Source organism: Nitrosomonas sp. GH22 (genome assembly GCF_009833115.1).
Taxonomy (GTDB): Bacteria; Pseudomonadota; Gammaproteobacteria; order Burkholderiales; family Nitrosomonadaceae; genus Nitrosomonas; species Nitrosomonas eutropha.
In genome coordinates this window covers 1-11,835 of sequence record NZ_QRCA01000018.1, presented here as the reverse complement: position 1 = coordinate 11,835, position 11,835 = coordinate 1, and the positions used below count along the sequence as shown (strand labels likewise).

The following is an 11,835-nucleotide window of genomic DNA, read 5'->3' as shown; positions in this document are numbered from 1 at the left end:
TTACTGACGTACTCAAAATATATCGCTTCAATAGCGCTGAAGATCTGGAACAGACCCTGATACGTTATGTCAGTCTGTAAACCCGCAACTACCGCTGTCTGCCCTCAAGAGTAAAGCTCCAATGCAGGCCATGAATGAATGGCATAAAACTCATCCCCATCTCTTTCATAAAAAACCATACAATCATCCGGGATGCGACAATTAGCCAGAGATAAGTTACCCGAGTGATATCAGTCGCGAACAATTTGAAATCATCAAACTGTTATTACTCAGCAACAGGCATCATTCTTATGGCTACCCTCACTCAAAAGCTCGTAAGACAAACTAAATGGCTCTCTCCATATCAGTAACAGCCGCGAAACTGCTAAACTGCGCGCCATGATACGAATCTCAGAACTAACCCTGCAACGTGGCCCTTTGCGCTTACTAGAAAATGCAGATTTAACCCTACACCCAGGGCATAAAGTCGGCTTAATTGGTGCCAATGGTGCCGGCAAATCCAGCTTATTCGCCCTGCTGCGCGGCGAACTGCATCCTGACGCGGGCGATTGTTTATTGCCGATGAACTGGCGCATTGCCCATATGCGTCAAGAAATCGACGCACCTGATCGTGATGCGATTGATTATGTACTCGATGGTGACAGCCACTTACGCGATATTCAACAGCAATTAGCCAAAGCTGAACAACGGCAAGATGGGGTCGAGCTTGGTCGCTTGTACTCGGAACTTGACAACGCTGATGCCTATACCTCCGACGCGCGCGCGCGTAAATTATTAGCTGGTTTGGGTTTCTTGGAAGAACAAATGGAAAACCAGGTCAACAGCTTTTCCGGTGGCTGGCGGATGCGCTTAAATCTAGCGCAAGCATTGATGTGCCCATCAGATTTACTATTACTTGATGAGCCCACCAACCACTTGGACCTCGATGCAATTTTATGGTTGGAAGGTTGGCTGCAAAACTACTCCGGTACTTTGTTACTGATTTCCCATGACCGTGATTTTTTAGATGCGGTGGTCGGTCATATTGTCCATATTAATCAGCAAAAACTAACGCTGTATCGCGGCGGCTACACAGCCTTTGAACGCGCCTGTGCTGAACGTATTATGCAGCAGCAACAAGCGCACGAAAAACAAAGCGCACAGCGCGCGCATATGGAAGATTTCATCCGACGCTTTAAAGCCAAGGCCAGTAAAGCACGGCAAGCACAAAGCCGTGTTAAAGCCCTGGAGCGCATGGAGGAGTTGGCGCCAGCACACTTTGATTCACCTTTTGACTTTATTTTCCGCAAAGCCGATAAAGTCTCTACCCCGCTGCTGAATCTCGATGAAGCAGCGCTTGGCTACCACGCAGAGCAGCCTATTTTAAGCAATGTAAAACTACAGCTAGTCCCCGGCGCACGGATTGCTTTGCTTGGCCCCAACGGTGCAGGTAAATCAACGCTGATTAAAAGTATTATGGGTGATTTACCGTTATTGGCAGGCCAGCTCACCTGTAGTGAAAACTTAGTGATCGGCTACTTTGCTCAGCATCAACTGGATTCACTTGATCCCAAAGCCAGCCCGTTACTGCATTTTCAACGCATTGCTCAAGATGAGCACGAGCAAGTCTTGCGTAATTTTCTCGGCGGTTTTAATTTTCGAGGCAAGCGCTGTGATGAACCCGTGCTCAATTTCTCTGGTGGTGAAAAAGCCCGCTTAGCTTTGGCACTGATTGCGTGGGGCAAACCTAATTTATTACTGCTCGATGAACCCACCAACCACCTTGATTTAGAAATGAGACAAGCATTGAGTATGGCTTTACAAGATTTCTCCGGTGCACTACTGCTGGTGTCTCACGATCGTCATCTGATTAAAAGTACCATGGATGAGTTGTACTTAGTCGCCGAGGGCCGGGTACAAGAGTTTGCAGGTGATCTTGAGGACTACAGCAAATGGCTCAGCGACTATCGTTTGCGCCAGCATCCTAATAGCGATGCAGGCACCAGCCCCGATAAAGTCGATCGCCGTGCACAACGCCAAGCAGCTGCAGCACTACGTAAACAACTGGCACCGCTACGCAAGCACACTGATACATTGGAAAAACAGTTAGATAACATTCAAAAAGAGCTACAGGCTTTGGAAACCATCTTGACTGATAATAATCTCTATGAGCCGCCACAAAAAGAGCAGCTCAAGCAACACTTAAACCAGCAAACCAACTTGCTACAACAGCAAGTGAAACTGGAAGAAACCTGGCTCAATAACTTAGAAGAGCTAGAATTATTGCAAAGTGAACTTGAGGAAGATGCATAACGCAATGGTTTGAAGAGCTGGCTGAACTGGGTATCACGAAACGCTTGGCCACCCCACTGAATCGCCCCGGCCGGTACCCATACAAGTCCGAAACTATTGAACCACTATACTGCCGCCTGTGTTCGTGACACACGCCATGGGCCGCCTTTCTTGCTTGAGTACCTTTCAGAATTGCGTTTGCCTTCAGTATTCCTGGTGGAAGGCGGTGCAGCAATCAAGCTGACATCGACGATCATCTTGTTTGAGAAACTTTGGGCTGCCAGTTGGCGATTGACAGTGGCAAAGCCTTGCTGAGCCAGGTTATGTTGTTCCAGCAGGTGACGAAAACGCAGTATAAGTATAGCGCTTTCATCAAGCATGCGATCCAGTTCAAAACGGCAGAACTGGCGCAGGCTGGCAATCTCATCAAGTACATCTTCCATGTCCGGATCAGAGTAGTTGTAGGCAATTTAGGCAATACGCACCCGCACCGAATGGAAAATCCTGTATCAGCACACCAGCGATCAGTCGTTTATGCTGGATGATGGTACTGGTATCTGTCTGATCAATCCGGAAGGGGCAGAAATCACCAGCAATGAAAAACTGATCTGGCACGGTAATACCGAATGGCCAACACAAACCCAGGTGCTGGATAGCGCTTCAGCCATTGTCGCGCTGACCAGCCGTTACCGCTACAGTGAGCGATTGATCCTGCCTGGGCAACGGCTGTATATCCTCGGCCATCTGCAAACGCGATCACCGGCAACCGAGCAATCTGTGCAGAATATTACACGTGATCTGCTCAGTGATTGGAAACAGGACAGAGAGCAATTGCTGGAACGCTTTGACAGCAATCGGGATAGCGAGATAGATCAGGCAGAATGGGAAATCGCTCGTGAGGCTGCTCGATCACAAGCTCACACCCTTCATCAACAGCTATTGCACGAACTGGAAATCCATCATATTTCCAGACCGGAAGATGACAGACGTCCGTTTATCATATCGGTTCCCGCAAACGGAGTTGATCCGGAAATGTCGCCGCCACGCGCTCTTTATGCTGACGGTCAGCCTGGGGATGATGAGCTGCGCTGCTTGGCTGTTGCGGGTACATGGATAGGTTAAACCGATATTTTCTGACGGTATTTAATAAAAACTGCGATGACTAGAACCACAACTGCACGCCGGCCACAAAGCGAACCTGGCTGGAATCTCCGCCTTCCTCTCGCACAAGATCAGCCGTCTTAAAAAAGCTGCGGTCGTATGAAATTCCAATATAAGGTGCGATTTCTCGCCTGATTTCATAACGCAGCCGCAACCCCAGCTCAATATTGTTGAGCCCTTGGCCAGTAGTAAACTTTTCTACCTTTTGCACGGCTGCATGAGTCTCAATACGTCCTTGCAAGATCAACCGCTGTGTCAGCAAAAAGTTGCGGGATGTCTGGAAACGCACGGACACATCTCCATCCTGGCTAATAAAGAGCGCAGACTCCACTTCGTAGCGATACGGAGCGAGCCCTTGAAACCCGATAACCGCATGAGCCCGCGCCACATCTCTCCCTTTAAAGATTTGTGTCTCTCCGCGCACACCGATCTGAAAATCATAATACTTCCCAATAAATCTACCGTACAGAAGCTGTATGTCGATGTCGTGGTCTGCTTTGAAAGCCGTATTTCGTTCGCCTTCACTTTTAAACCACAGTCGGTTGAAGTCTCCTCCGTACCAACCCTGTATATCCCAGCGGAAATCGCCGCCATCCTCTCCCGGACGGTATTCAAGCACACCAGCACTCAGGAACGCATAGTTCTGATCACTATGGGTCGGATGATGATATTCACCCCGAGATTGGAGCAGATGATTGGGCAAAGTCTGTTTTGCTTTGTCTGACAGTATTTCTGCGCTTGCTGCCGGCAGGCTGCTACCCGCACCTAAGAACAGAATCGCAACAATGCCAGCCCCAAGTTGCAGAAAGAATTTCACGGTTCTGTTCCGGGAACTGCATCCAGGGTCTCAACCACACGAAACATTCCTGTTTCCATATGCAAGAGCAAGTGGCAGTGAAAGGCCCAAGGACCAGGTGCATCAGCAGTAATGGCAACAGAAATGCGTTCAGCGGGCTTGACAAGAACCGTGTGCTTACGCGGAAGGTATGCGCCAGCGCCATTTTCCAGATACATCCACATGCCATGCAGATGCATCGTGTGGTCCATCATCGTATCGTTAACAAAAATCCAGCGTAACCGCTCTCCATGATGGAAAAGGATCGGCTCCCTGGCATCTGAATATTTCTTGCCATCGAACGACCATATGAAGCGTTCCATATGACCGGTAAGGTGAATTTCGAGCTCACGCTCAGGTTTGCGCTGATCAGGATAGGGCTTGAGGCTCTTTAAATCGGTATAGACTAACACCCGGCGGCCATCATTTCCCAGCCCGATGCCCGGTTCATCCATACGACTCTGTGTGAAATCCGGAATGAACTGATTGCCAGGACCATGATCGTCAGCAGCATGCCTGACTGGCTTGGTATCGAGATGCCCGGGCCGATCATGCTCTCCATGCGTGTCGTCGAGCTGCATCCCTTTTGTCGGTTCACCTCTAGCTGCATCGTGAGATTCGTGGTCACCATGGCTCTCGGCGTTCATGTGTCGCATGCCCATATCTGCCATGGTGAGAAGCGGACGGGAGCGGCGCGGCGGAATCTCTGCCGTCATTCCAGGGCGCGGTGCCAGGGTGCCGCGTGCGAAACCACTTCGATCCAGTGTCTCTGCAAAAATCGTGTAAGCACGATCCTCTTTAGGTTCCACGATAATATCGTAGGTTTCAGCCGGACCGATGCGGAACTCATCCACTTCAACAGGTTGTACATTCTGACCATCCGCTTGCACTACGGTCATCCTGAGTCCGGGAATCCGGATGTCCTGAAATGTCATAGCCCCTGCTTGAATAAAGCGCAATCGTACGCGTTCACCCGGACGGAAAATCCCCGTCCAATTTGCGGCCGAGGTCAATCCATTCATGAGGTAGGTGTAGGCATAACCCGTTACGTCTGCCAAGTCTGTCGGATCCATTCGCATCCGGGCCCACATCAAGTAATTGTCAAATGCCGGGAGCCAGCCATCCTGCATGACGTCCTTAATAAAATCACCCAGCGTGCGCTTTTGAAAGTTGAAGTAGCCGGGCTGCTTCTTGAGCTTTCCGATCATTGCATCCACTGAAGAAAAGCTCCAGTCCGAAAGCATGATCACATATTCGCGATCGTACTGGATCGGGTCTGGTTCAAGCGGATCAATAATCATTGGTGCATACACGCCTGCCTGCTCCTGGCCGCCTGAATGACTGTGAAACCAGTACGTGCCGTACTGCCTGATCGTGAAGCGATAGGAAAAGGTTGTTCCCGGCTCAATACCCGGGAAACTGACACCAGGCACACCATCCATTTCAGGTGGCAGGAGAATGCCGTGCCAATGTATTGAAGACGTTTCGTCCAGGCGGTTAGTCACATTCAGGGTAACATCCTGCCCTTCGCGCAAACGAAGTAAAGGCCCTGGAACGGTACCATTGACAGTTGTGGCGGTTGTAGTGCGATGATCGATACGAAACGGCGTTCTGGCGATAGTGAGATTGATAACATCTCCGCTTAGCTGCATAGCCGGCGTAACAGCACTTAAGAAATTAGACCAGGCATAGGTCGGCAGCATCCCGTCCAGAGCAGTAAGGGTTCCCAGTGTGCCTGATTTTTTCAGAAAGGCGCGTCTTGAAATTGAGTCCTTCATTCCGATCTCCCCCCCCCCGCTATTTTAAGTTCAGGAAGTTGTCGTTTGCCTGGATTCTGGCAGAAAAATCTCCAGCAAGTCATTCAAAAACCTTCGCCCGTCAGCCGTCGGCCGGATACAATCGTGCTGCCACTCAATCAACCCTCGTTGCTCGGCAGTGGTTAGTTGCTGCTGAATTGAGGCAACTGTCAAGCCAGTACGAGTATGAAACAGCCCAGGATCAAAACCGTCCGTCAATCGCAGTGCATTCATCATGAACTCAAAAATCCGGTCTTGCGGCCCAACTTCCTGTTCCGTGGCAAGCATATTTTCAAGATTGGTATTTCTAGCTGCGGCCTGCTCCAGATAGTGACGAGGGTGCTTATGACGCATCTGCCGGATAATTTTTTCTCGAAAGCTGATTTTGCTGTGCGCCCCGGCACCGATCCCCAGATAATCGCCATATTGCCAGTAGTTCATATTATGCACACACATCCTCCCGGGCTGTGCAAATGCAGAAGTCTCGTAGTGCTGGTAGCCTTTTTCTGCAAGAACACGCTCGATCATGATCTGCATATCAGCTGATGTATCTTCATCTGGCAATTTTGGCGGCTGGCGATAAAACAGGGTATTGGGTTCAAGCGTCAGGTGATAAGCAGAGATATGCGGTACGCCCCAGCCACAGGCTGCCTCAATGTCCTGCAATGCTTCATCCTGGGTTTGATTCGGCAGTGCATACATTAAATCCAGATTGATATTGCTGAAATGCTGTAGCGCCTGTTCAACCGCACGAGAAGCTTCAGCATCATTATGGATACGCCCCAATGCCTGCAAATGCCTGGGATTGAAACTTTGGATACCAATGGACAGTCGATTAATGCCAGCAGACCGGAAATCTGCAAACTTTTGTGCTTCCAGCGTTCCCGGATTGGCTTCCAGTGTAATTTCAGTCTCGGGAGCAAAAGACAGCAGCATACGCGCATACGAAAGAATTGCATCGATTGAGGCACCACTGAACAGGCTCGGGGTTCCGCCACCCAAAAATACGCTGGTAACAGGCCGCCCCCAGATTTGTGGCAACGATAGCTCCAGATCACGCTTGAGTGCTGCAACATATTCGGCCTCCGGGAGCGCGCTATTCGGATCAATTGCATGCGAATTGAAATCACAATAAGGACATTTTCTGACGCACCAGGGCAGATGAATGTACAACCCTAAGGGAGGAAGCTCAATCAGATGAGGTGATTTTGAATCAGGCAGGGATAAAACCGGGATTATTTTTTTCATGTCAATCGCATGATCACAAACACGTTATGTCAAACTAAACCGGCATTTTTTCATTCCCCGCCAGTATTTGTACCAGCCTGGCAAGCGCCTTGCCGCGATGACTGATCTTGTTTTTTTCTTTCATGGAAAGCTCGGCTGCGGTTTTACCCAGTTTGGGCAGAAAAAAATGGGGATCATAACCAAATCCGCCCTGACCTTTGGGTTCAGCAATGATTTCTCCATGCCAAGTATCTTCGATAATGACAGGTTGCGGATCCTGCCCATGACGCAACAGGATAATCACACAGTAATAATAGGCCCGGTGATCGGATTGGCCATGCAGTGCTTCAACCAGTTTGCGATTGTTACGTTTATCCGAGCGAGGTTCGCCCGCATAACGGGCGGACAATACACCGGGCGCACCTTGCAAAGCATTAACACATATCCCGGAATCATCTGCCAATGCGGGTAATCCGGTTGCGAGACTCGCATGTCGTGCTTTGGCCAGCGCATTTTCCACAAACGTCATGTGAGGTTCATCCGCTTCAGTTACTCCAAGCGATGCTTGTGTAACCACTTCAATACCAAGGGGAGCCAGCAGTTTTCCTATTTCAGCAAGCTTTCCGGCATTATTGCTGGCGATAACAATCCTGCTCAGGGAGCGCTGCATGTGTAGTTACTTTTATTGTCAGGAAGCAGCGGTTTCAAGTGTTTTACGTTGCAGGTCAAACAGCTCTTGCAGCCCCTGTTGAGCCATATCAAGCATGACATCCAGTTCCTGACGGCTGAAAACGACTTTTTCTGCAGTACCTTGAACTTCCACTAATCCCAGATTACCAGTCATGACGACATTCAGATCAGTATCGCAACTGGAATCTTCCGCATAATCCAGATCCAGTAGGGGTTGGCCTTTCAGTATGCCAACCGAAACAGCAGCAACGTGATCCTTGATCGGATTTTCTGAAATTATTTTTTCTGCACGCAAATATCCAACTGCATCACACAACGCAACAAATGCGCCGGTAATGCTAGCGGTACGAGTTCCCCCATCGGCCTGGATCACATCACAGTCAATCTGAATTGTGCGTTCACCAAGTTTTTTCAGATCCAGTACGGAACGCAATGCTCTCCCGATCAAGCGCTGAATTTCCATAGTACGTCCGGATTGTTTACCTTTGGCCGCTTCACGCTGCATTCTTTCACCTGTGGAACGCGGCAACATGCCATATTCTGCCGTCAACCAGCCTTGCCCGGCCCCCTTGAGAAAAGGCGGGACTTTTTCAATAACACTAGCGGTACAAATGACCTTGGTTTCACCGTATTCAATCAACACCGAACCCTCAGCATGCCGGATATAGTGGCGAGTTATTCTGATCGGGCGCATTTGTGCAAGCGTACGATGATTGTATCGTGGCATATCAATCACTTATTTTTTACACTGATAATGTAATTCCAGCGTGCTATCGGATAATGTCATCAGACTGAGAAATGGTAGTCAGGCTTGGCGGGAGATCCCGATGATATGGTCAGTACTTCGTAGCCATTATTGGTAACCAGTATTGTATGCTCCCATTGCGCAGACAGACTGCGATCCTTGGTAATCACTGTCCATCCATCCGGGAGTTGCTTGATGGCAGCTTTTCCTGCATTGATCATGGGTTCGATTGTAAAAATCATACCAGGTTTAAGCTCGATTCCCGTACCAGCGCGGCCATAGTGCAATACTTGGGGATCTTCATGGAATTTTGCACCAATACCATGCCCGCAAAATTCTCTGACGATGCCATAACCAGTTTTTTCTGCCAGACGCTGGATCGCGTGGCCAATATCTCCTAAATGTTTGCCCGGACGCACCTCCTCGATTCCACGCCACATTGCCTCATAGGTGAACTCGCATAACCGCTTGGCCTGAATGGAGGGCTCACCTGCGTAATACATACGGCTGGTATCACCATGGTAACCTTCATAGATGACCGTTATGTCGAGATTGACAATATCTCCGTCCTTAAGCTTTTTATCTCCCGGCACACCGTGACAAACCTGATGATTCACAGAGGTACAGATAGATTTCGGATAAGGACTGTAACCAGGCGGTGCATAATTAAGAGGAGCCGGTATCGTTTTCTGTACATCGACCATATAATGATGGCAAAGCTTATCCAGCTCACCTGTTGTTATGCCGGGTACTACATAGGGTTCAATATAATCTAGCACCTCAGACGCCAGTCGCCCGGCAATACGCATGGTTTCAATTTCCTGTGCTGTTTTAATATGAACTACCACACCCACTCCAACTTGCTCCAATAATCATAATAAATATTTGAAGAAATCTGTGAAAAATCTACAGATAAACAATTCATTGATTTTACCGCTCGAGAAATACTGCGCTACCGACTTTTATAAGCGATCACATTCGCTAACTTCAAGCTGTGTGCCCGGGAACTGACGGATCAGCTGCTGAATATTTTCAGTGATCTGTTTAGTTGGACTGCGAACTACAAACTCAAATTGTTCCAGAGTTTGTTCACTATCCAATACATGTTCCACACCCTTGTTTTTCATGTCTTCTGTCAACGCCACCGCATCGGAGTTATCCGTCAGGATTGCCAATGAAATTGCATTATGCCACGGGTTATCTGCATTTTCTTGAATATGCAAATGAGGAATCTCCAATTTTTCTAGTTGTTCGATCTGCTTCGCAGTCTCACGTGCGTTTTGTAATGGTGGAATGTGCATCCAATGAATAGTAATTTTTCCTTGGGAAATCTCAGTGACAAGATCTTTCCCCGTTTCCCATTTAGAAATTTCCGCTCTGGCTAATCCGGCAACAGGTTCTGGCAGGCTTCCCCATTTAAGACATACAACCCTGGTTGGCAACAGCTCTATTTTTTCTGGATGAATCAATGGCTTCTGTACAGAAAAATTATTTTTCGGCAGGCTGTAAAAGTAAAAAGCAGCACCTATATTTGCCAGCAATAAAAAAAGAAGAAGTTTTTTCATCTCATAGATTTATAAGTAAACAATAGCAGCGTTTACTGTAGTCAACAAATCTTGTTAGAATACATATATATTGTCTCTTTTATCAGAAACTACTTTATAGCCTATAACGATCATGAAACTCATTGGAACTACTGTAGCAGCAATCGTACTCACATTTTCCAGCTTTGCATTTGCCGAATCCCCAGCTGCGGGCGATGTTGAGAAAGGCAAAGAAATTGCAGCCGGAATATGTGCAGGCTGTCACAATGCTGATGGTAACAGTACTATTCCTATTTACCCCATTCTTGCGGGGCAGGAACCGGGATATACTGCCAAGCAATTGCATGATTTCAAGGCTGCAGCAGGTGAAACTGCCGCGCGTGACAATATGATTATGGCTCCCATGGTGGCAACATTAAGTGAGAGCGACATCGAAAATCTTGCCGCTTACTATTCACAGCAAAAGCCACAACCCGGAATAGTTGGTGATGCTTCCCTGATAGAGGAAGGAAAAAGGCTTTATCAGGGCGGAAATCTGGAAAACTTTATTCCTGCGTGCTCCAGCTGCCATTCTCCCAATGGACAAGGTATTCCACCGCATTATCCAAGAATAGATGGCCAGCATGCCGCCTACACTCTGTCCCAGCTACAAGCATTTCGCCTGGGAACACGCAAGAATGACACGAACAGTGCCATGCAGATGATTGTTTCGCGCATGAGTGAACAAGAGATGAAGGCAGTATCTGAGTACATCACCACACTCAGGTAACATCTTACTTATCTGACGTAATTGACAGGAGACATTCTTCAAGAATTAACCTCCTGTTTTTTATATTATTACGATCATTCAACCGGCCTCAGTAAGGTTTGTGGAAAAAACATACTCTGTTCTTTTTAAACTAAAGTTGGGTTAACGGTTTTTTCATCTAGTCATCAAACAAACCTGCCCTTCACAGCATCTTACGCATTCGCCATACCTTCTACCCAATCCCCCCCCTTGTATCAGGCTAATTGTCGCCTGTTGGCCATGTTTACCCGCACCAAAGTTGCCAAGGAGTTTCGTAAATGGGTGCTGGATATTCTGGATAAGGAAGTTAACCAGTAACCTGTCAGCAATCCCGACAAATTCATTTCACCGGAACAGCAAGGCATCCTGTTTAACCTGACGGCAATCCGGTTTCCAGAAGGGAGGGATCGTCCTTATGGCTGGAGTGTCACCGGTAATGTAAAAATGCCCCCCTGAATTAAGCTGGTCACTTTTTCTACAAGGTAACGTGGTCAAGTAAAATCGGACACCTCAGTTAAGCTGCTTTTATCGATTTTGCTGCTTCTGCTTCATATTGATTCGGACTTTTGTAATCCAGGTATGAATGCAGTCTTTGGTTATTATAAAACACGGCGATATACTGCAAAATATCCTGCTGTGCTGCATGGCGGGTTTGGTAATGCCGCCATTGGCAGCGTTCCTGCTTGAGGCTGCCAAAGAAACTTTCCGCAACCGCATTATCCCAACAATTTCCCAGACGACTCATACTGCCAATAAAACCGTATGCTTTCAGTAGATTT

The 11,835-nt window shown here is 48.1% G+C and carries 12 protein-coding genes and 1 pseudogene; 4 read left to right on the top strand and 9 right to left on the bottom strand.

Annotation, left to right across the window (positions count from 1 at the left end):
- Together ABF86_RS07325 and ABF86_RS07320 are read left to right on the top strand one after the other, a co-directional pair.
- Positions 1 to 205: pseudogene (locus ABF86_RS07325) on the top strand (IS481 family transposase); the annotation flags it as partial.
- A gap of 173 nt (positions 206 to 378) precedes the next feature.
- Positions 379 to 2,292: an ATP-binding cassette domain-containing protein gene (locus tag ABF86_RS07320; RefSeq protein WP_011633442.1), complete on the top strand. Its 1,914-nt coding sequence runs from the start codon at positions 379 to 381 to the stop codon at positions 2,290 to 2,292.
- Positions 2,293 to 2,396: 104 nt separating this feature from the next.
- On the opposite strand, the gene ABF86_RS07315 is transcribed toward ABF86_RS07320, so the two are convergent.
- The gene (locus ABF86_RS07315; protein WP_256201601.1) at positions 2,397 to 2,741 is read right to left on the bottom strand and encodes a transposase; all 345 of its coding nucleotides are present in this window, start codon (positions 2,739 to 2,741) and stop codon (positions 2,397 to 2,399) included.
- 64 nt (positions 2,742 to 2,805) lie between these two features.
- Here ABF86_RS07315 and ABF86_RS07310 point away from each other — a divergent pair, with 64 nt between their 5' ends.
- On the top strand, positions 2,806 to 3,393 hold the full coding sequence (locus ABF86_RS07310) for a GIDE domain-containing protein (RefSeq protein ID WP_011633440.1): 588 nt from the start codon (positions 2,806 to 2,808) through the stop codon (positions 3,391 to 3,393).
- A 40-nt stretch (positions 3,394 to 3,433) separates the two neighbouring features.
- Here ABF86_RS07310 and ABF86_RS07305 read toward each other — a convergent pair whose 3' ends face one another.
- The 7 genes from ABF86_RS07305 to ABF86_RS07275 form a co-directional block, all read right to left on the bottom strand.
- Positions 3,434 to 4,249: a copper resistance protein B gene (locus tag ABF86_RS07305; RefSeq protein ID WP_074455726.1), complete on the bottom strand. Its 816-nt coding sequence runs from the start codon at positions 4,247 to 4,249 to the stop codon at positions 3,434 to 3,436.
- Positions 4,246 to 6,045, bottom strand: coding sequence for a copper resistance system multicopper oxidase (locus tag ABF86_RS07300; RefSeq protein ID WP_011633438.1), 1,800 nt, complete (start codon positions 6,043 to 6,045; stop codon positions 4,246 to 4,248). Before ABF86_RS07300 ends, ABF86_RS07305 begins: the two co-directional genes overlap by 4 nt.
- A gap of 30 nt (positions 6,046 to 6,075) precedes the next feature.
- Entirely contained in the window at positions 6,076 to 7,311 is a 1,236-nt protein-coding gene (hemW, locus tag ABF86_RS07295) for a radical SAM family heme chaperone HemW (protein ID WP_074685669.1), read from the bottom strand.
- 34 nt (positions 7,312 to 7,345) lie between these two features.
- A complete protein-coding gene (rdgB, locus tag ABF86_RS07290; protein WP_074685671.1) occupies positions 7,346 to 7,960 on the bottom strand; it encodes an RdgB/HAM1 family non-canonical purine NTP pyrophosphatase in 615 nt (204 codons plus the stop codon).
- Between the two features lie 18 nt (positions 7,961 to 7,978).
- Positions 7,979 to 8,707, bottom strand: coding sequence for a ribonuclease PH (gene rph, locus ABF86_RS07285; RefSeq protein WP_011633435.1), 729 nt, complete (start codon positions 8,705 to 8,707; stop codon positions 7,979 to 7,981).
- 59 nt (positions 8,708 to 8,766) lie between these two features.
- Entirely contained in the window at positions 8,767 to 9,573 is an 807-nt protein-coding gene (map, locus tag ABF86_RS07280; RefSeq protein WP_074455774.1) for a type I methionyl aminopeptidase, read from the bottom strand.
- A gap of 114 nt (positions 9,574 to 9,687) precedes the next feature.
- Positions 9,688 to 10,290 (bottom strand): hypothetical protein, encoded by a 603-nt coding sequence (locus ABF86_RS07275; protein ID WP_074455728.1) that lies wholly within the window; start codon positions 10,288 to 10,290, stop codon positions 9,688 to 9,690.
- A gap of 112 nt (positions 10,291 to 10,402) precedes the next feature.
- Here ABF86_RS07275 and ABF86_RS07270 point away from each other — a divergent pair, with 112 nt between their 5' ends.
- Complete coding sequence (locus tag ABF86_RS07270; protein WP_074455729.1) at positions 10,403 to 11,038, top strand: c-type cytochrome; 636 nt, start codon at positions 10,403 to 10,405, stop codon at positions 11,036 to 11,038.
- A 532-nt stretch (positions 11,039 to 11,570) separates the two neighbouring features.
- Here the strand turns inward: ABF86_RS07270 and ABF86_RS07265 are convergent.
- The coding region (locus ABF86_RS07265; protein WP_160803389.1) for an IS3 family transposase at positions 11,571 to 11,835 on the bottom strand (265 nt) is incomplete at its 5' end.

What these genes read in the sequence shown, in the direction of transcription:
- ABF86_RS07275 (WP_074455728.1), bottom strand. Translation starts at nt 10,290, where the DNA reads ATGAAAAAACTTCTTCTTTTTTTATTGCTGGCAAATATAGGTGCTGCT.
- rph (WP_011633435.1), bottom strand. Translation starts at nt 8,707, where the DNA reads ATGCCACGATACAATCATCGTACGCTTGCACAAATGCGCCCGATCAGA.
- ABF86_RS07300 (WP_011633438.1), bottom strand. Translation starts at nt 6,045, where the DNA reads ATGAAGGACTCAATTTCAAGACGCGCCTTTCTGAAAAAATCAGGCACA.
- ABF86_RS07320 (WP_011633442.1), top strand. Translation starts at nt 379, where the DNA reads ATGATACGAATCTCAGAACTAACCCTGCAACGTGGCCCTTTGCGCTTA.
- ABF86_RS07310 (WP_011633440.1), top strand. Translation starts at nt 2,806, where the DNA reads ATGCTGGATGATGGTACTGGTATCTGTCTGATCAATCCGGAAGGGGCA.
- hemW (WP_074685669.1), bottom strand. Translation starts at nt 7,311, where the DNA reads ATGAAAAAAATAATCCCGGTTTTATCCCTGCCTGATTCAAAATCACCT.
- rdgB (WP_074685671.1), bottom strand. Translation starts at nt 7,960, where the DNA reads ATGCAGCGCTCCCTGAGCAGGATTGTTATCGCCAGCAATAATGCCGGA.
- ABF86_RS07270 (WP_074455729.1), top strand. Translation starts at nt 10,403, where the DNA reads ATGAAACTCATTGGAACTACTGTAGCAGCAATCGTACTCACATTTTCC.